The organism is Streptomyces sp. OfavH-34-F, assembly GCF_022347745.1.
Classification (GTDB): domain Bacteria; phylum Actinomycetota; class Actinomycetes; order Streptomycetales; family Streptomycetaceae; genus Streptomyces.
In genome coordinates this window covers 1-18,784 of the sequence record NZ_JAKRGC010000001.1, presented here as the reverse complement: position 1 = coordinate 18,784, position 18,784 = coordinate 1, and the positions used below count along the sequence as shown (strand labels likewise).

Here is an 18,784-nt window from a genome sequence, read left to right as displayed (position 1 = left end):
CGCGTCCACGCCCGCTTCGGTGATCTCGCACGGATTCCTACAGTGGTGACCACCCGCGGCGCAAGGCGCGCCGGCGGGCTGTCTCCCGGGGCACCCCCAGCGCCGGGCGGTGGGTCACCGAGTGGTCCGGCCGATGCCCGTACGAGAACCGATGCCCCCGGCAGCCGGGTGCTGCGCGCCCCGGTCGTGTTGGCGCGCGGGAGCTACCGTGCGGACCGCTCGGTGTCGGCGAGGCAGCGCAGGACGGTGACGTGATGGTCGGCCAGGACCTGGGCGTACGCGCCCGTATCGCGCACGTAGCGGGTCACCTCGGGGTCGTCAATGTGCTGAGCGGTCCAGCAGAGCATGTGGTTGCGGCCCGAGGTGCGGGGATCGGAGCAGATCTTGCGGGCATCAGCCTCGCTCATGCGCCACAGCACCCGTCGATATGCCGGCCCCCCGTTCCTGGAGACGATGAAGACGATCACGTCTCCCTGCATGTGCACTCCTCTCGGGCTGTCCGCCCGTGGCTGATCCGCCGGCGCCGAGCAGGTCGGACGCCCGGTGGCGGGTGGGGCAGTGGTGGGCTCGTAGCCTTCTGCGGCGTCCACGAGGCAGCCGTCCTCAGCGCGGACGAACTCCTCGTAGGCGCTGAACTGCGCGCTGGTGGGTGTCTACGTCGAACTCGCACGCCCAACCTGTCCCAGCACCGGGGGCGTTTCGTACGGCGGCCTCGATGGAGTCCTGGTCGCCGGCCGTGACGTGGAGGGAATTGGTGAACGTATCGCCGAGCCAGCGGCCGATCAGAAGGGTGGACATCTCGTTCCTGCGGGGAGAGCGGCCCGGCGGGGCCGGGCCGCTTGACGGGCGGGTGGCTGGTCGCGCTCGCGTCAGGCGTACGGGTCGGCCTGAACGAGTGCCGCGGTGTCGGGGTCGTAGACCGCACCGTGGAAGGTCAGTTCGGCGACAGGGGCGTGGCGCTTGTCATCGAATCGCGTGTAGGGGAGGTCCTGCCCGCGTTCCAGGAGCAGGCGGGCGAATTCGGCGTCAACGCTCTCAGGGTAGACGCGCTTGTCGGGTGCGAGTTCGGCCACGTTCCATGTAGGGCTCGCCAGGTGACTCACTACGCTGTTCGTGGACCTCCTGTAGACGAGGACGTGGATGTTCGCCCCGTCGAGATAGCAGTGCCAGGTGCCCTTGTCTGAGGTGAAGCCGTAGGCCAGCGTGCGCTCGGGCCCGTGAATCTCGTGCACGCTGAGCGTGCGCCGCTCGTTTCGAGTGCTCAACAGCTGCTCGTACTTGTCACGTTGCACTGAATGGTCCTTCGCTTTGCATAAGGGTTGGGCCGGGCGGGGCGGTCGCGTCAGGCGGGCAGCGGGACGAACAGGACGGGACAGGGAGTGCCGTAGGGCTGTTCGTCGTCGCTGATCTCGACCAGGGCGTCCGCCACGAACGTCCGCTCGAAGCCGGGGGCCTCGACGGTGACGTCGGGACCGTAGTGGAGCGTCGCCCCGTAGGTGTTCCACGCCGGACCGTCGTTGTAGCCGTTGGTCACGATGATCGTGACCGCGCTGGGCATCGCGTGCACCGCGCTGTCCTCGAAGAACTCGACCAGGGCGTCTTGGAGAACGGTACGCAGCTCGGCCGGAACGTGGGGGAACACGTTATGGGCGGGGCCTCGCCGGGCGGCGGGGAAGACCGCGCGCAGCTCGGCGGCAAGCTCCGGGGGAAGGGTTGCGGACGCCACGGCGCCGAACGCGCGCTTCAGGTCCTCCCCGGCGGCGCGGAGCACGGCGTCCTGAGCGGCACGGTCGGCGTCGGGCAAGGTCTTGTGCATGGTTGCGCTCCTGGTCGGGAGTCGGGGGCCGATCTTGGAAGGCGTGTGGCGAGCGAGGGCGCAGCGGGCCCGCGCGGCGGCCCGGGCGCGCCCGGGGCTCCGGCAGAGAGCGAGGTCTGCGAAGTGCTGTTCTGGGTCGTACGGGGTGTCGTTCACGCAGCGCGGTGCCGGGCGGCTCGCACTGCTGCGATGAACGCGTCACGGCCGGACCAGTAGGAGGCGAAGAATGTCTCACTATTGGACTTCAGCTGCGCCGTCAGCTGCTCGGTCAGGCTCTCCGTCCAGATCTGCGCTGCATCGGCGAGCCAGTCGGCGGCAGGGCCGGCATTCGCGACCTCGCTGGCGTACCCGCCCTTGAGGAAGGCGGCGTACACGCGCACCTTGCGGGTGACGGGCAGCCGGTAGGTGCGGCCGTTGTCCAGTGCCACTTCGATCGTCATGAACGCGGTCCTCTGAGTCGCTGTGACCGTTCCCTCGGCGATGTGGTCCTGGACGGGGTGATCGCCGTACACCTGGAAGCTGACGGGGTATCCCGGAGCGAGAGCGGACGCGGGGGCGGCTATGTACGACATGACGCTCCTGAAAGCGAAGGATGCGGGCGGGTGGGGGGGTGTCCCACTGGAGGTCGGGCGACCTCGCCGGGCGATACCCTCAACCATAAATGAACTCATAGAATTAAGCAACATTCTTAGGGTAGGGCAACGCGCCGAGGCCGATGACAGTGCGCGTCCGTTCGGCTCTCGTACGGCCCACAGGTAGGGCGTAGCGGTGAGTCCCCGGGTGCCGCGAGCTCCTGGCCCCGATCTGCTCCAGCGCGGTGCGCAGCCAGGTGCGCCGGTCGGCTCCCGCAGGGCGCTGCGGGAGCCCAGCGCGCGGATGCGCCGCTCGAACCCGTCGGCGCCACGGTCGCCGGCAACGAACTTCGCGATCGACCGCGCCGGAAGCACCTGGCCGTCCGGCAAGACGGTGACCGTCCGCGCCGTGCTGCGGCCCGTGTAAGTCGCGGAAAGCGCCTGGTAGATGACCCCTAGGTGCCCACCCGGGGCCCCTGCTGTGCGCCCGTCCGGCAGGGTGCGAAGCCGTGCGACAGGGTCCGCGTAGGTGACGACTCCGCGCACTCCGTGGCCGGCGGCCAGACGGAGTGCCGCCGCAACCGCGAAGCTCTCCCCGTTGCTCGCCACCGAGGGGGACAAGCACACCCTGGACATCTCCAGGGCCTCCGAGTACGGCTCCTTCTATGCATCGGAAGGTGGCATCCTCCCAGGTCGCGTCATGTGTGATCTGTGAGTCGATGCGTTGAGCGACTGGGGCGTCGGGCCCTCCGGCTTGCGCGGGCCGGTGTTCGTCACCCGCCGTTGCCCCGGCCCGGGCAAGGTGCTCTCCGCCAAGGGCGCTGCGCGTCCGGTTCGAGGTCGAGAGCGAACCCGGCGGGGAACCCTGAACGGCAGCGTCCCCGTCGGCGTCAAGAGGTGCTGGACGGGGACTACGAGCCGCAGCCCCTCCCGTGGGACGTCCTGGAGCCCGCAGACCTTCCGCGCCTGGTCTCCAGCCTCCCCGCAGACTGAGACGCATGGGTGCGCCCGCCCCTCTGGCGTGACCGGCCCCGGCCCCTGGGACGCCCGCCTCCCGGAGCACGCAGGTACTCTCCCGTAGACCTCGAACGCGTCGGCGGCGACCGTACTGGCTGCCGCCGGGCTTGAGGATCGGCCTCCCAGCGCCGGACTGGCGTCGCTGTCCAGAACGGAGGCGCCGGCAGCGGGAGGCGGTGGTTTCGCCGGCGTCGTCCGACACCAGGGTGTTCGTGGTGACTGCGCCTGCCACTACGGTGATCGCATGGCACCCTCCGCTGCCCCGAGCGGGCTCGTCGCTGTCCACGTCGCCGTCCGGAACCCCGCTGAGTTCCCCGAGCCGCATCCGGACGCGCATGAAACCCTCCGCGACCAGTGGGTGGCCGCTCACAAGTACGACGGCATCACCTGGGAGAGGGCTGGCGCCGATCCTCGGTGGCTCGGGACGGACACCAGCACCTGCGCCGCGGCCATCAACCCGAGCATCTTCGGCGGGCGGGGTGCGGACGAGTTCAGGAGATTCCTCGACGGCGCCGCCTCGCGCGGGGAGACGGCCCTGATCATCGCCACGATCGGCGACGCGGACAGCGAGCCGCGCAACTCGGTCTTCGGTGCCGACGTCGCCCACGTGTACTTCTGCGGCTTTGACGGTTCGATCGCCGGCAAGCGCCTCGGGTCCGGTTCGGAGATTGCTCTGGTCCCGGGCCTCGATGCGGTCGACAAGGACCTCGCGCTCCGGATCCGCAACAGCTCCGGTGAAGGCCCCTGGTGGGCGATGGCCCCGCGGTCCCTGGCGGCGGAGGGGCTGTCAGGAACCATCGTCTACGAGCCGGAGGGTGAGCTCGTCCCCATCATGGTGGACACCCTCGGTGATCCGGTGGTGGCTCGTTGGATGCCCAGCGACGGCAAGCAGATCTGGTACATCCTTCCGGACGGGATCAACTGGAACACGGTGGTCGGCTGGCTCGTCGAGCGAGCTCTGCCCGCGCATGTCCCAGGCGCTCTTCGCCGGGTCCGCTCCCCGCATAGCCTCGACCCCGACCTGGAGACCACCGCCGAATCCTCGGCCCGGCTGGCGCTGGAAGAACTTGAACACCACTACGCCTCCGAGAAGGCCCGGCTTCACGTCGAGCAGAAGCGCGCGAAGGAGGCGGCCGAGCCGATACGGTCAGGACTGCTGTTCGGCACCGGCAGTGAACTGGTCGACGCCGTCGCGGCCGTTCTGCGCGCGGCTGGCTTCGACGTCACCGACCTGGACAAGGAACTGGGCACGAAGTCCGCGGACCTGCTTGCCATCTGGGGTGAGGATGCACGCCTCGTCGAAGTGAAGTCCGAAGGCGGCCAGGCCAAGGAAGCGCTGGTGGCCGATCTAGAGCGCCATCTGAGCACCTGGCCGCAGCTGCGCCCGCACCAGCCGGTCACCCGCGGAACCCTGGTCGTCAACCACCAGCGCAAGCTCGACCCGGCGCAACGTACGCCGGCGGTGTACGGGCGGCGCGAGTTCGTAGCCACACTCCAGCACCCCGTCATTTCCGCCACCGCCCTCTTCGGCTGGTGGCGGACCGAAGACTGGGAAGCCGTGCGTGCTGCCGTGCTCGGGCAGCAGAACCACAGCACCGAGCCGAACGGCCTCGCGCTGACGAAGCCTGAAAATGCCGCGCGGCGGCGCAGCCCCTGGTCCCGCCTGCGCCGCTCCGCCGACCCGACCGACACCTGACGTGCGATCAGCGGGGACAGAGCGAATTGGCACTGCACGTGCTACCCAACACGGTTGTGCCCAGTCCTGGCCGGCGGCATCATGATTTTCATGCTGCAAATTAGGAGCAGGTGAAGGACGATTCAGCGGCGACCTCGCAAGGCGGTGTAAGGGCAGAACATGTATCGAAGCCGGTTGAGAAAGGCTCCCCGTCAGTCCCTATTGATCTCGTCCAGGATCGCGCCAAGTCCGCTCCGAAGAACAGGGTGGAGAGTCTTGACCACCGTCTCACCGAAGGTCCACTCAACACTCCGAGAATCGGCCATTCGGATTCCTTCGAGCGCGGCTACGGCATCTTCGTCCGTGCGGATGCTCTGCAGGATCGCGACGGCAACATCCCTGACATGCCAACGATTATGGTTGGCTCCCAGAATCGTGACCCCTCGAACCGATTCTCGCAGGATGGTCGGATCTCCGGTGTCCACGGCGGCCCGACGCGCGAAGTTCGCAAGGCCGTCGCACATCTCGAAATTGAACGACCTCTCCAAGCGCTTAGTGAAGGCTTGAAAAACCCCGGTGAAACCGGCGCGGTTTTGCTTCCACCACCACTTGATCGAATCCGATGGCAGGGCGGCGATGGCCCAGGAGAACTCCAGCATGTCGTCGGGGTCGCTGAAGTCCAGTTCGTCGGCCCAGCGGATGAACTCATCGAGGGCGGCTACGTCCGCGACGCGTCCAGCCTTGAGCCGGGGACGCAGGCGGGTCGCCTTCTCCTCTGCGGTCTCCCACTTGCCGCTCGGAGTCGGGGCGACGGCTGCTTCGATGGCCGCGAGGAGCTGGGCCGCGCTGGCATGCCGCTGGTCGCGGTCTTGAGAGATCGCCCGCTGAACCACTGCCCGCAGCTTCCCGGCCGGCACGACATCATCCACGGGGAATCCGCCGATCAAGAGAGCCTGCATGACCTTCCCGGCCGAATAAATGTCCGCTCGCTCGTCAACGCTTTTCGCATCCCGCCACTGCTCGGGCGAATAATAAAAAAGACTCCCAAAGCCGTCGTCGGTTGACGTGATGGAGGGGGTTTCTTCTTCTACTCGCGCAAAGCCAAAGTCGGCAAGAGCCCAGGCGCCGTCCGGGGTTCTCAAAATATTTGACGGCTTGATGTCGCGATGCAGGACTCCCTGGCTATGGATATAGGAAAGCCCTGCACAGACATCGCGCATAACGGCGGCGACATCCTCAGAGGACATGCCTCCGCTGATTTCATCATCCAGGATTCCTCGGGCTAGCGGCATTGCATACCAAAGCCCCATCCCTTCCTCCTCGCCGCCGGCCAGCAGGGGAATCACATTCGGATGGCGAAGGTCGCCCAGCAGACGAAGCTCGCGCTTAAAACGAGCTACAAAATCAGGGTCCACGGCGCGATCCCGCCTAAGGATCTTAATCGCCACCATGGACTCGTCGCCCGTCTTAGTGAGGTCGCGGGCACCAAATACGGTCGCGAATCCACCGTCATCGATTTTCGCCCCGAGCTCAAATCGGCGCCCCAGCGAACGAGGTTCGCCAGTTGCGGCGGGACGCCCCGCGCTCCTGCGCAACCCGCTATTCGTCCACCGCTTGATGACGTCCAGGTCCCAGACGTCGCCGACGCTCAGCTTTGCCACCGGCGCCGGGAAGTCGGCGCTCTGCCGCAGCTTGGCGACCTGCTGTCGGCTGACACCCAGCTCGGCAGCCACCTCCGCGACACCGCCGAGGCGAGGTGACTCATCATTCGTTGTCATAAGGTCAACCATATCGCAATGGTTTACCTTGTGACGCCTATTGGTTGGGCGGGTTGCGACACTTCTCCCCCGAGTAGCCGGGTGTTCTCCACCATCAGGCGTTGAACGACGTTGCGAAGTGACAGCAGGTCCGCCTCCCCGCGCCGGACGGCTGCCAGAGCCTGGTCCCGCTCCCGGCGCAGTTCCTCGACCTCGGGGTTCGCGTCCAGGGTTGCGACGTGCTCGCCCCGCGCACCGGCCGCAAGATCCCGCACGCGCAGGGCCCGGAGCTCGGCGCGAGCGATGTCGAGTCCCGGCGCAGTGTGGCGTTCTGTTCGAGGAGCATGCGGTTCTCTACCGTCAGCGCGGCTTCCTGCCGAGCCGCGGCGGCGGACACGGCGCGGGGCCGGTCGTCGGCGAGGTGGGCACGGACGGCCTCCGCCTCGGCCTTCAGGTCGCGGTGGCGCTGGAGGTACTGCGGGTTGACCTCGGCTCGCCTGGTGATCTCAGCGTCGGAGAGCGGCGTGCGGGCCCTGCGCATGCCGGTGATGACGTCCAGCACCCGGCGGCGGCACCGCTCGCTGTCGGAGCGGCGCCGGACCGCGGCAGCCTTCCGCCCCGCGTCCAGGACGGCCGAGCGCCCCGAGCCCGGCCCCTCGGGCGTCGTGTCGCTGGACGATGGCCCGGAGCTCACCGCGCCTCCTCGGTCAGCAGGATCGGGTCGACGGTCGGCTGGTCCAGGTGCTGGCGGCCCGCCAGGACTGCGGCGACCGGAATCACGGTCTGGAAGCGGTCCCTGCTTTGCAGCCAGGACTCCACGGTGGCCTTGTCGTCATCGGTCAGGGAGCCGAGGTCGGTCTCGCACTTGGCGATGAGTTCGTCGAGCTGGACGAGCTCCTGGCGCAGGAGCTCCACGTTGGCCCTGCTCAAGGGGCCCGGGACGAGCACGCTGCCATAGGCGGCCTCCAGCCGTAGGAGCTGCTCGGCCTTCGCGTCGCGTACCTGGCGCAGCTCGGGCAGCTGGGTGAAGTCGGTGGCGAAGAACTTGCAGGAGAAGCAGCGGTAGTACACCGGGCAGCCCCGGCCGTCGGCGCGGACGTTGTTCATCTCGTGGCAGGCCCCGCCCGGGACGGGCACCGAGCCGACTCCGGCCCGGATACGGTCGGCGAGGTCGTCGCCGCCGCTGCGGACGCGCAGCCGGCCGCCGGTGATGTCGAACTGGTACTTCGCCGCGATGGCGCGCACCGCGTCCACCCGGCGCGGGTGGGAGACCCGGTAGTAGACCTGCGTGGTGGACGGATCTTGATGGGCCATCAGGACTTGCAGGATCTCCATCGGCACGCCGGCGTCGGCGCGCAGCTGGGCGTACGTGTGCCGAAACGCGTAGGGGAAGACGCGGGTGCGGTCGAAGTCGTGGTCGTGCTCGTAGACCAGGCGGTCGACGGCTTCCATCCACACCTCCAGCCAGTAGCCGGGTGAGCTGCTGTCGTACGGGCGCTCGCCCAGCCGGTTGGAGCGCGACAGGCGCGGGGTGGGGAACAGCAGCATCCGGTCCGAGTGCGGCTTGCCGTCTGGGCCGAACCACTGGGGGTAGGTCCGGCGCAGGTAGTCCTGGCGCCGGGTGATGACCTCGACGTCGGTGGGGTGCAGCGGCAGCTTATGGCGGCGGCGGACCTTCTGCATCCAGTAGACGAGGAACGGGTAGCGGCGCCGCTGGACGCTGCCGTCGGCCGCCTCGATGTCCATGTCGTACACCACGCAGTCGAACTCCAGGTGCCGGACCTCCCAAGGGCGCCGGCCGATCCGCAGGGAGAGCTCGGTGAAGTCCCGCGCGGTGCCGTCCGGCAGCAGGGCGAGGTTCTCCTCGCCCATCAGCTGCAGGTACACCGCCTCGGGCAGGGCGTCCTGGGAGCGGCCCTCCATCTCGCTGTCGGTGTCGTCGCGGTCCGGGTACGGCGGCACGTCGCTCGCCAGCAGGTGCACCCCGGCGGCGTCGTTCGCGGCCAGCCACGCACGCTCCTGGTCCAGGACCGCGCGCAGCGTGTGCACCAGGCCCCAGTGCCGTTGGGGGGTGACCAGCAGCGGTCCCCCACCTGCGGTCGATGGCAGCAGCCGTTCGCCGATGACGGTCCGCCGCGGGTCGCCGGCGTCGGTCCTCTGGTAGTCGGCCGAGTCGCGGGCCCGCTGAGCCAGCCACCGCAGGTAGCTCGTGATGCCGGCCCGGCCCACCGCGGCCGGCTGGCGGCCCTCGCCCGGCAGGGTGCGCAGGAACATCGCGAACCACCGGGCCGCGTAGCCGACCAGCCGCAGCCGCTGCGCGGAGACACCGGACGCGGCGAGCTGCAGCACGTGCTGCTGGGCGACGTGGAGCAGCCACGGCGCGTGCACGTCGCTGAGATCGACGGTCCCGCCGGAGAACCGGGGGTTCAGCACGTCGAGCCGGATCACCGCGCGCCGGTGTTCCGACTCACGGTCGGCGTGCCGAAGTTGGACGGACCTGCGCCACAAGCGCAGGCAGGTCGTGCTCTGCCCCTTCGCGGGCAGGTCGGCCGCCAGGAGGTCGGTCACCGAGTGGTCCGCGAGCCAGCGGATGCCGGACTTGACCTGGGAGGGGCTGATGCGGCCGCCCTGCCGCAGCTGGCCCTCGTAGCCGAGCAGGACCTGGGCGCGCACCACCTCGTTGAGTTCCGCCAGGGGGACGATGCCCATCGTGGTGTAGACCGCCGGCGCGGTGCGCGCCCACCGCGTCAGATCAGGTCTGCCGGCCACGGACCACTGCCGCTGGTGCGGCGTGCACAGCCTGGTACCCCTCGTGTTGGCCCAGCGTGAGCAGACCCGCACTGCGCACTCGCCCAGCCCGGGGCGCGGCTGCGGGCCGGTTGCCAGGTACTCCGTGACCGTCAGGCCCGAAGCCGCCCGGGCACCGGCGCAGCTCTTGCACAGCCCGCTCGCCTCGGCCGGCCGCGGGCAGCCGACCGAGCACCGCGTCTCGCCGTACACGCGGCGGGCCGGCGGCGCCGGGGTGCTGGCGCACCAGGAGGCGATGTCCCCGGGAGAGCCGGCCGCCCGCCAGGCCGCCGAACACCGGTGGCACAGCCAGGGCGAGCACTCGACGGGCCGGTCGCAGTTCGGGTGGACGCAGGACTGCAGGGTGTGCCAGTCCGCGCCGAGCGGGAAGTGCAGCTCAAGCGCCGCCCGGTCTAGGCCGTGCTCGGCGAGGTACAGCCAGTCGGGCGCGGCCGTCGGGGCGGCCGGCGGCGCGGCCGGTGCCGGGCTGGTCATGAGTGCCCGAAGAGCTGGTCGGAGACCGCCCGGGCCGCGGCCGCCACTTTCGTTTCCGGGACGGACCGGTAGACGTCCTGGCTGGTGACGTCGCTGTGGCCGAGCAGGCGCTGGAGGACGTCCCGCGCGATGTCGAGGTCCGCAGCGGTCTCGCCGAAGGTGTGCCGGAGCATGTGCGGATGCAGGTGCCGCAGCCCGGCCCGCGCGGAGAGATCGGAGAGCAGGTCCTGGATCCGCCGCGGGCTCAGCGCGTCACCGCCGGGGTCACCCGTCGGGCCGGGGAAGGTGACGAAGGCCCAGGGGCTCGTGCCGGCTCGCCGGATGGAGAGGCGCTCGCGCATCCAGTCGGCGTAGAGCATCTCCACCGCGCCCGGCACGGGCACGATGACCATGCCGCGGTTCTTGTTGGCCGCGCCCTTCGGATGCCCGCCGCGTTTCCTCAGATGGATGTGCGGGCCCAGGACGTAGGAGCAGCCGGGCGCGGTCCGGCCGACCGGGACGAAGTGGATGTCCTCGCGCATCAAGGACACGAGTTGGCCGACCCGAAGTGCGCAGCAGGCCGTGATCGCCACCATGCACCTGTCCCGGGCGGTGTCCGTCGCCAGCAGGAGGCTGGTGAACTCCTCGTGGGTGGCGGCGGGCGCACGCGCCGATGAGTGGCTCGGCCGGGCGTCCACGCGGATTCGTGGCCTGACCGCGACCAGTCCGCGGCCCGTCTCGGCCGAGACGGTCGTGAACAGTGCGCTGAAAGCCTCGGCCTCAAGGAGCCCGAGGTCGGCCAGGTGGAGGTAGAAACCGTGGATGGCGGCCAGAGCCGGAGCGAGGGTGGCCTCTTCGGGAAGCTGGCCCTTCGCCCGGCCGCTGCTTGCTCGCGGAGTCGTCCGCAGGTGCATCACGTACATCGCCATCCGAAGAGCGGCGTCATTCCGGGAGAGGCCACGCTCTTCGGACCAGACGTGGAGCCGCTTCAAGTGGCCCGCGTAGGTCTTGGTGGTCGATTCCTCGCAGGACCGCCCGAATCGCAGGTGACGGAGATGGTCGTCGACGTCGCCGACCACGGTCAAGGTGGGGCCGGCCAGCACTGTCCAGTAGGCGAGCTCGTCGCTCACTGCGACGCGCACGATCTCCGCATGTATCGGTGTCGTGGTGACCACAGCGTGACCGTAGCCGAGCGACCACCCCGCCTGACCAGTAGCGCCAATCTCATGACATCCAGGGCATTCATCAGCTAAGGGACTGAACTATGGCGCCGCCTCGGTTCTCTCCCTGTCGGTCAACACACGGATCCGAGGTTGTCTTACTCGACCCCTGACGTCGATGAGTACGAGTGAGTCGACGCAGTATCACGGCGCGCAGAAGGCTCCAGCGAGGGGAAGACATTGGTCAAGGCCCGGCGGCTCATCGGCACGCCGAGGACGACGACGCCCACCAGCAGGCCGCCGCCGACCTCATGGCCGACCTCCGTCCCTGCGGGCTCGAGATCCACCAGCCCGTACCGGTGCACCGTCGACGGCCATCCCGACAGGTAGTGATTCGCCTGAATATACGCACGGGCAGGCGCCTCGGCCAGCTCGACCACCTCGTAACGACGTCGGTCGAACCCTCCCTGCGACACATGGCGCCAGGTCGGCACGCGGCCGCTCCACCGCTGCGTCCAGCCATCGGCGCGACCGGCGGCCATGTCTTCCCACCGCTCGGGGCCGGGTCCGGGCGGCGCTCACCGCTGCCGCTCGGCGTCGGCACGCGCGGCGAGGCGGATCTGAGAGAGGCGCTGCTTCATCTCCCCGATCCCGGCAGCGCCAGCGAGCGGGGCCTGCAACCCGGGCCACGACGGTCGCGCAAGCTGGACGTACTTGCCGCCGGCCAGCACCGTCACCTCCGCCGACTCGATGCCCCGTTCCCGGACCTGCGCCTGCACGAGTTCCGCGCTGACGCTTCCGGGGTCGCCCACCGTGATGTCGTACGGGTCGATCTCCGTGGACAGGTCCAGGAGCCCGTGCGCGGCGGAAAGGATGTATTGGCGGCCGCCGTCCAGGAGCAGGGCTTTGGCGGCCTCCCGGCAGGAGCCATGGAAGGGCCCCACGTACATCGCCCCTGCCGGAACGCGTCGATCTTGCTTGGATTTTCCGCAGCCCACCACGACGATCCGGTACGGGCCCGCGCCTTCCGCCCGTGCCCGCACCCAGCCTGCCTCGGTCAGGGCGCCGCCCCAGATGTCGAGTGCGTCCCGCGTCACTTCTCGGCCACGCAGGATGTCCCGCCTCTGGTCGAGGCCGACGTAGCCGGCCTTCGCGAGGGAGACCAGGGTCCGCAGGTTGACGGCCTGGGGCAACAGCCCGAGCGGATCCCTGGCGCCGGCGAGGAGGGCGTGGCTCTGCGCGGTGGTGATGCGCGGGAGGGAGGAGCGGGGTCGGTCCGGGGCGGTCGAGGCGGTTTCGGTAACGGTGTTGGCGTGATGGTGCTCGGTAGTCATCGTCTTTCCTCGTGATCGCTTGGTGCCCGGCTGGAGGTCGGCCCACCGGGCGGGCAGGTTGGTCTCGCCGCCGTCTTCGCGACGCTGGTCCTCCGTGTCGGCGGCGCGGACACGCGCCCGGTGCCACTGATCGGCTGTGTGTCCGCTGGGCCGCTGGCACCGTGTCCGGGGCCCGGCGTGGCATGTGGGGCAGGTCAGCGCGGCGGGGCATGTGTCGCCGAGGTCGTCGCCGTCGCAGAACGCGCAGGGCCGGCGCGCGGCTGGCAGGGTCCGTCCGGCGGCGTCGACGAGGAGCCCAGCCACGCGCCAGGCGCGGCTCGTGGCGATGTCCGGGGGCGGCCCGAAGGGCTGGTGCCTCACGGCGCGCTTCCTTCGGGTTCCGGCTCCGCGCGTACGAAGACTCCGTTCTCCGGCCAGATGGCGATGATCTTGTGATAGCTCAGGAAGTCCTGCACGAACGTGCCGGGTGCGGTGGTGAGCAGCAGTGCGCGGCGGTGCCGGGGGAAGAGCCGCGCGCAGTCGCTGATCACCCCCAACGCGGCGATGAGCGCGAGGTAGTGGGTGCGGTGCCAGGCCATCACCAGCTCGTCGGTGGTGGCGTCGACGAGGTCGGTGGACGCCAGTTCCGGAGCGGTGACGACGCGATGGCGCACCACGCGGTGTCCCTCGGCCTCCAGGTGGGCGAGATAGGCGCTCAGGACCGTGTTCTCCAGGCGGTCGGCTTCCTCGTCGGGGGCCCGGCCGGGTTGAGGCCGGGCGGGATCGCAGGGGCCGAGGTAGGCGAGGTGGGGGCGGTCGGTGAACACGTGCAGGTACTCCAAAGGGGCGGGTGGTCCTGCCGGGCTGCGGCCGCCGTGACGCGGCGGAGGCTGACCGGCGGCGAGCCGGTGTCGTGGGCAAAGGCGCTGGCGCTGGCGGTCAGATGCCGCGAGGTCCGCTTGGCCGGTGGAAGAAGCCCGCCAGGACTTGGTCGGCCAGGACCGCAGGGGGCGCGTCGTAGGCCAGAAGCATCTCGCCCGCCCCCGACTCCACGACGGAGACGGCCGGGTGGCGGGAGGCCGCGCGCTCCAGCGCCCGGCGCAGCGCGCCGCCGTCCAGGAGCATGATCCGCCCGGGTCCGCTAGCCAGTCGGGCTACCGCGATGCTGCCGGGGGTGGCTGTGTCGCGGGCCGCGAAGTCGAGGCACGCGTAGAGCAGGACGGCGGCCGGGGCAGACCGGCCCGCTCCCGTGACGACGGTGATCTCATGGCTCCGGTCTCCGCGCGGGCGGGACCTCGGCGCCGCGGTGCTCAGCAGCCCGAGATCGCCGAACGGGTTGGTTAGGACGTCCTCCAGGCCGGCGCGAGGCTGGTCGACGGAGCCGACCTGCGGCGCATACATCGTCGCCAGGCAGGCGATGTCACGCCGGACGGTGTCGTCGGCCGGAGACCGCCATCCGCTCCGCACAACGGCACGCTGAATGCTCGAGAGCAGCTCGGCGCGGGTGAACCGGGACAGCCCGTAGACGGCGAACACGTGGTACCAGCTCGGCACGGAACACGGCGTGCCGGTGAGCAGCCACCAGTGGAGCAGCCACAGGCTGGCCCGGTCTTCCAGGTACGGGTCGGCGCCGTTCTCTTCGTCGAGGAGCCAGCGCCCCCGAGTGGTGGGGGCCACCGCCCCGGGCGCTCCTGCGGTGTCATCCTCCACGAGCCCGAAGGCACCGGCCCAGAACCGCATGGAGGCCACCATGCTGGAGCCGACGCCGAGGACGACGGGAGCGTCGGGCCGCTGGAAGACGTGCGGATCTTCCTGGAGAGCGGTGTGCACCTTCAGCAGCCATCCGCGGCGCGGGGGGTAGGTCCGGTGCCGGCCGAACGCCGGGACGCAGCCCGCCAGCGGAGCCTTGTGATTTTGCATGAGGACGTTCACCTCCGGGTGAGGGTGTCCTGCCGCCGGGCGGCAGGACACCAGGGACGGATGGCGGAGTTAGGACGAAGGATCGGTGCGGCCGAAGCCACGAGGGCCGATCGGCCACACCGCGCTCACCTGCTGCCGGTGCAGCAGCTCTGACAGGTCCTTGTCCGGCTGCGCGGGAAGCGCCAGGACCCGGGTCGGCTCCGGAGCGAAGTAGCGTGCGATGTCGTGGAGTTCTCCGATGGCCTCGCGCACGGCAGCACGCGCCTGCGTGGCCGTGGCCACCAGCTCGTTGCGGGTGAGGTCGTACAGGTCGACGACCAACTCCGTGACGGATCCCGCAACCTTGATTCGGTAGCCGGTCAGATCGGCTCGCTCATCGCCGCCTACTCCGAGGAATTCCGAAGGGGCGGCCGATGTGCCAATGCGGCTTCCGCCCGCTGTACTGGCACTCGTAGGGCACCCGCGGATGCCGCCACGGCTCGTCGCGCGCCAGCCTCTCAGCAGCGCTCTGCGCCGCCTCCAGCGACGGGTATCGCCGCTTGTCGAGGCAGGCACGCTTACGGGTTGCGGACACTTTGGTGCGCCGCAGTGCGGACTTGCCCATCAGGTGCAACCTCCCTGCGGCTGCCTGGCCTGCGGTCTCGGGCGGGGCGAGTTCCGCTCCGCCGGCCCGGCCGGACGTGAGGCTAATCGCCGCCGCGCCTCACCGGGCGCCCAAGGGGCGCGAGGTCCCGGCGGTCTCCCGGACTTCCAGCCGTCCATGAGTTTCTTCGGCGCGCGCTATGGGCTGAGGTGGGCCGCGAGCTGCGGCCGGGTACGAACTCCCCGTTGACGCCCCGGAGTCTCCGGAGCGAGGGTCACGCGTAGCAGTTCGGCCAGCCCGGCCCAGTCGTCGGCCGGACCTCCCAGGCGGTACCCGTACATCATGGCTGCGTGATTCTTGATGGCGCCCAAGGCGTGCTCCTTGCTCGTGTTCGGATTGGGGTCGGCGGGACAGGGGGCCCAGGCTCAGGACAGCGCCTTGTAGATGCTCTCCGCCTCCTCGCGAAAGTACTGGCACGCCTCGACGTACATCTCCTGCCGGGCGTTGGACACCTGGGTTCCCATGCCCGCCGTCACGCCGATCGCGACGGTCGTCTCCGCCCGGGCAATCGCGTCCTGAAAGACCAGCGAGGCGTTCCGGAGAGTGCATTCGCCGACGACGGCGGACCACAGCTCGATGAGCCTCTGGCGCAGTTCCAGGCCCTTGAAGACGGCCGAGGCGTTGATGACCGCCGGGTCCATGTTCTGGAACCGGTCCCAGTGCTCGGCGAGCTTCTTCTTCTGGTCCTCGACCGCCCGCTGCGCCCGGCCGGAGAGGCGATCGTGGATCTGGGCGGCGCGCTTGTCGGCGATGGAGGACATTGTGGCTCCCGTGAGTTCGGAGGGGCGAGGTGTTGGTGGTCGGCCCGGAGGCTCGGCCACCAACACCTCAACTATAACCAATCTCATAGCGTTAAGCAAGTGAAGGGCTCTACTTGCGAACCGGGGCAGCAGATCGGCCTGCGTGTCGGACAGGGAGCTGAGGTGAGCACTCTGACTGGATACCGACAAGCGGAGCGAGCACACGCCGAGCCATCGCGCGAGGAACGGGTGGTGAATGTCCGCCTCCTGGGGGTGCGCCGACTCGAACCGCCGGCGTCGGAACAGGATGCCCGTCCGCACGTGCAACGTGTCCGTGGTGAGACGGTAGGAGGTACGCCGCCAGGAGAAGTATCCGTAGCCGGCGGCCAGGAGGGGCACCACGGCGGCGATCAGCGCCAGTAGCCCACCGTGGCCACGAGGGCGGCGCTGGTAACCCACTCGTGCAGGTCGCGGAAGAGGAAGGCGGCGATGCCGGTGGCTGCCACCCACGTTCGGCGCCAGGACGTGATGGGGTGCAGCCGACCCTCCAGCAGCGTTGTCTCCCTCACAGGGCCTCCGCCCTCTCCCAGGCGGCCCAGGACGGGACGTTCCTGATCCGTTCGGCGTCGGTCGCGTCCAGGCCGGGCAGAGGGAAGCGGTGGTAGGCCTGGTCGCGACGGTCACGGAGGCGAGACCCAGGCGCTGCTCAACCGCTGCCAGTGGACAGCGCCGCGCACGGTCGCCGCGCCGGCGGCCGCCCAGGCACTCCAGACCAGCCAGGTCGGGCAGGCCGACCACAGGTGCGGCAGGGCCACCGCGATACCTGCGGCCACTGCGGTGAGCACGGCCGCCCGTGCCGCCGTTGACACGCGCCACAGGACCAGGGCGGTATGGGGCAGCCGGGTGAACGGCACTCCGTCGGGCTGGAACAGGGGATGCGTGGGAGTCGCACCCTGACCGGAAGGGCCGGTCGACGCGCTGGCCTCTTCCGCGGAGCCAGGTGATCTTGCTTGCGCTGGAGTCAATCCCTTCATTCGCGTGGCGGCGCCCAGTGCGGCCGTGAATCCCCGAGGGCCGGTGGTTTCACCCATCTCTGGGTCGTCTGATCCCATCTGGCCTGCGAGAAGACCCTGTTGAAGTCGGGCATGTAGTCGGTCCCGTAGTCGACGGCGTCGGTCCGGGGAGCGACCGGCACCCAGCCTTGACCGGGACGAAGAGCGGCGAACCAGCCGAAGGCCACTGCGGCTTCCTCTCCCGGCAAAAAGCCGGTCCACACGCCCCCTCCGCTGTGGCCATGCCGACCGGGGCAGGAAGTCTGCGGGAGGCCGGTGCGCGGGCAGTGCGTCTCCAGGCAGCCGGCCGCGTGCTCCTCGCCGACCTGCACTCCGCAGTCGATACACGGTTCACCTCGGGAGTACATGAGCTCGGACGGCATCAGCGCGGACCGCCGGAGAGCCAGCCGGAACCAAAGCGGTGTTCAAGAAGGGCGAGCGCCCTCTCGTGCTGGCGGCGAGCGTACGTTCGCTGTTCAGCGGTGTAGGAGAAGGTGAGGGCCAGCTCGTACGGGGACGGGTTGGCCCAGAGCGGGACGATGACCTCGGCGATCTCCCGGGCGGACTCAACCCGGTCCGCGGCGGCATCCTCCGGGATGTTGAACAGCGGTGCGAGAGTGCTCGACGGATACGGGTCCTGGCGCAGCGGCCCTGGAGTGCGGGCCAGCTCCACGGCGCGGCTGCGGAGGTGCTCGGAGGGGCAGGTCCCGTCACGGTCCTCCCGAGAAATCGTCTCTCCGGGGCCACATAGGCGGTCTGCTGCGTCTGCGGAGACCTTGCCCATGCCGTGCACCCTGCGGCAGCTGCTCCCGTCCGAGTCAAATCGCTGGACGACCTCGCCGCCCTGCCACGCGTACCCGGCGCCGAGTACAACCAGGACCTGGTGGAGCGCCTGGGTGCGATCGGGATACGCACAGGGGAAGCTGCGGATGAGATCGGTCAGTGTCTGGTCAACGGTCGCCAAAACAGCACCTCTTGACGCTCTAGACGGGGACAGGGTCCGGGGGGCGCGGCCTCGTGGCCGCGCCGACCGCCGGGCTGAGGAGGAACTGCCGCTACGCGGCAGGGGTGGTGCGGAATTCGACGCATGCGGGGAAGTCGGGCTTGATGTCCGGGCCCCTCCGTCGCTGGGCCTTGACGGCACATTTCGTCCTTGCCGTCCCGTCTCCGACCAGCCGTTCCACCAGGAAGATGCATGATCCGCACCGGGGGACGGGTGTAGTGGTGCCGGGTTCCAACAGGGGCTTGAGGGTGGCCGGGTGAATTCCCCGGTCCAGCTCGATGCGTATGGCTCCACGGCCGATGACGGGCGGCCGGATGGTCGGGGAAGTCATGGGGTTTGCCCTCTCGAAGGGGTACGGAGGCGGGCCGGCGACGGTGTGCGCTTGAGGTCTGGCGGCCCCGAGTAAGTCAACCATAACGGAACTCATAGTGTTAAGCAACTGACTGGCGCGCTTCGGCTCACTTCGATGCCTCGCCGAAGACGATCGAGGAGCAGGCGCTGGTGAACCGCTTGCTCGACCGTCCTCCACACCAGGCCCTGCGAGGGGACTTCGGGCATCCGCGGTTCGCCGCGGTTCCCGCAGATGGTGATGTCGGTGTCCCCCTGCGGGGGGGTGCCCCTATGTAATTGGTCAAGGTCGGAGGCCAGTAGGTTCGGGAGGTCGAGGGTGGGGACCGAGCCGTAGGGGTGGGTATGGGCGATAGTCAGATCACGATCGAGCTCACGGCTGGCTTTAATCACGAGTCCTGACGTCAGTTGTTCACGAGTTTGGGAGTCACCCCGAACCACGGACGGGTGATGTTCACGAGTTTCGACGCCACCGGGGTACTTGCCAGGCCAGCATCGGGAGTGCTC

The 18,784-nt window shown here is 69.5% G+C and carries 19 protein-coding genes and 1 pseudogene; 2 read left to right on the top strand and 18 right to left on the bottom strand.

Annotated elements, in window-relative coordinates; genetic code table 11:
- Nucleotides 1–203 precede the first annotated feature (203 nt).
- The 4 genes from MHW47_RS00095 to MHW47_RS00080 form a co-directional block, all read right to left on the bottom strand.
- Complete coding sequence (locus tag MHW47_RS00095) at nucleotides 204–479, bottom strand: hypothetical protein (RefSeq protein WP_239220488.1); 276 nt, start codon at nucleotides 477–479, stop codon at nucleotides 204–206.
- Between the two features lie 390 nt (nucleotides 480–869).
- Nucleotides 870–1,265, bottom strand: a complete 396-nt coding sequence (locus MHW47_RS00090; RefSeq protein ID WP_239220487.1) for a hypothetical protein — start codon at nucleotides 1,263–1,265, stop codon at nucleotides 870–872.
- A 77-nt stretch (nucleotides 1,266–1,342) separates the two neighbouring features.
- A complete protein-coding gene (locus MHW47_RS00085) occupies nucleotides 1,343–1,816 on the bottom strand; it encodes a hypothetical protein (RefSeq protein ID WP_239220486.1) in 474 nt (157 codons plus the stop codon).
- 152 nt (nucleotides 1,817–1,968) lie between these two features.
- Nucleotides 1,969–2,256 (bottom strand): hypothetical protein, encoded by a 288-nt coding sequence (locus tag MHW47_RS00080; protein ID WP_239220485.1) that lies wholly within the window; start codon nucleotides 2,254–2,256, stop codon nucleotides 1,969–1,971.
- Between the two features lie 340 nt (nucleotides 2,257–2,596).
- Between MHW47_RS00080 and MHW47_RS00075 the strand changes: the two genes are divergently transcribed.
- Together MHW47_RS00075 and MHW47_RS00070 are read left to right on the top strand one after the other, a co-directional pair.
- Nucleotides 2,597–2,815, top strand: a complete 219-nt coding sequence (locus tag MHW47_RS00075; protein ID WP_239220484.1) for a hypothetical protein — start codon at nucleotides 2,597–2,599, stop codon at nucleotides 2,813–2,815.
- An 834-nt stretch (nucleotides 2,816–3,649) separates the two neighbouring features.
- On the top strand, nucleotides 3,650–5,101 hold the full coding sequence (locus MHW47_RS00070; protein WP_239220483.1) for a hypothetical protein: 1,452 nt from the start codon (nucleotides 3,650–3,652) through the stop codon (nucleotides 5,099–5,101).
- A 191-nt stretch (nucleotides 5,102–5,292) separates the two neighbouring features.
- Here MHW47_RS00070 and MHW47_RS00065 read toward each other — a convergent pair whose 3' ends face one another.
- The 14 genes and pseudogenes from MHW47_RS00065 to MHW47_RS00005 all read right to left on the bottom strand — a co-directional run bounded on the left by MHW47_RS00065 (nucleotide 5,293) and on the right by MHW47_RS00005 (nucleotide 17,890).
- Nucleotides 5,293–6,858 carry a serine/threonine-protein kinase gene (locus MHW47_RS00065; RefSeq protein ID WP_239220482.1) on the bottom strand — a complete coding sequence of 522 codons (1,566 nt, stop codon included), beginning with the start codon at nucleotides 6,856–6,858 and terminating at the stop codon, nucleotides 5,293–5,295.
- Nucleotides 6,859–6,952: 94 nt separating this feature from the next.
- A complete protein-coding gene (locus MHW47_RS00060; protein ID WP_239220481.1) occupies nucleotides 6,953–7,531 on the bottom strand; it encodes a hypothetical protein in 579 nt (192 codons plus the stop codon).
- Nucleotides 7,528–10,119 carry a site-specific integrase gene (locus tag MHW47_RS00055; protein WP_239220480.1) on the bottom strand — a complete coding sequence of 864 codons (2,592 nt, stop codon included), beginning with the start codon at nucleotides 10,117–10,119 and terminating at the stop codon, nucleotides 7,528–7,530. The genes MHW47_RS00060 and MHW47_RS00055 overlap by 4 nt, the downstream gene beginning before the upstream one ends.
- Nucleotides 10,116–11,273, bottom strand: a complete 1,158-nt coding sequence (locus MHW47_RS00050) for a site-specific integrase (RefSeq protein WP_239220479.1) — start codon at nucleotides 11,271–11,273, stop codon at nucleotides 10,116–10,118. Before MHW47_RS00050 ends, MHW47_RS00055 begins: the two co-directional genes overlap by 4 nt.
- 143 nt (nucleotides 11,274–11,416) lie before the next feature.
- The gene (locus tag MHW47_RS00045) at nucleotides 11,417–11,800 is read right to left on the bottom strand and encodes a hypothetical protein (RefSeq protein ID WP_239220478.1); all 384 of its coding nucleotides are present in this window, start codon (nucleotides 11,798–11,800) and stop codon (nucleotides 11,417–11,419) included.
- A 36-nt stretch (nucleotides 11,801–11,836) separates the two neighbouring features.
- A complete protein-coding gene (locus MHW47_RS00040; RefSeq protein WP_239220477.1) occupies nucleotides 11,837–12,952 on the bottom strand; it encodes a DUF6884 domain-containing protein in 1,116 nt (371 codons plus the stop codon).
- Complete coding sequence (locus tag MHW47_RS00035) at nucleotides 12,949–13,413, bottom strand: hypothetical protein (RefSeq protein WP_239220476.1); 465 nt, start codon at nucleotides 13,411–13,413, stop codon at nucleotides 12,949–12,951. Before MHW47_RS00035 ends, MHW47_RS00040 begins: the two co-directional genes overlap by 4 nt.
- Nucleotides 13,414–13,510: 97 nt before the next feature.
- Nucleotides 13,511–14,491, bottom strand: coding sequence for a DUF4007 family protein (locus MHW47_RS00030; RefSeq protein WP_239220475.1), 981 nt, complete (start codon nucleotides 14,489–14,491; stop codon nucleotides 13,511–13,513).
- A 69-nt stretch (nucleotides 14,492–14,560) separates the two neighbouring features.
- Nucleotides 14,561–14,812 (bottom strand): hypothetical protein, encoded by a 252-nt coding sequence (locus MHW47_RS00025; protein ID WP_239220474.1) that lies wholly within the window; start codon nucleotides 14,810–14,812, stop codon nucleotides 14,561–14,563.
- A 687-nt stretch (nucleotides 14,813–15,499) separates the two neighbouring features.
- On the bottom strand, nucleotides 15,500–15,895 hold the full coding sequence (locus MHW47_RS00020; protein ID WP_239220473.1) for a hypothetical protein: 396 nt from the start codon (nucleotides 15,893–15,895) through the stop codon (nucleotides 15,500–15,502).
- Nucleotides 15,896–16,072: 177 nt separating this feature from the next.
- Nucleotides 16,073–16,273 (bottom strand): annotated as a pseudogene (locus tag MHW47_RS36040) (PH domain-containing protein); the annotation flags it as partial.
- A gap of 11 nt (nucleotides 16,274–16,284) precedes the next feature.
- Nucleotides 16,285–16,443: a hypothetical protein gene (locus tag MHW47_RS00015; RefSeq protein ID WP_239220472.1), complete on the bottom strand. Its 159-nt coding sequence runs from the start codon at nucleotides 16,441–16,443 to the stop codon at nucleotides 16,285–16,287.
- A 111-nt stretch (nucleotides 16,444–16,554) separates the two neighbouring features.
- Complete coding sequence (locus MHW47_RS00010) at nucleotides 16,555–16,743, bottom strand: hypothetical protein (protein ID WP_239220471.1); 189 nt, start codon at nucleotides 16,741–16,743, stop codon at nucleotides 16,555–16,557.
- 565 nt (nucleotides 16,744–17,308) lie between these two features.
- On the bottom strand, nucleotides 17,309–17,890 hold the full coding sequence (locus tag MHW47_RS00005; protein WP_239220470.1) for a hypothetical protein: 582 nt from the start codon (nucleotides 17,888–17,890) through the stop codon (nucleotides 17,309–17,311).
- Nucleotides 17,891–18,784: the final 894 nt, after the last annotated feature.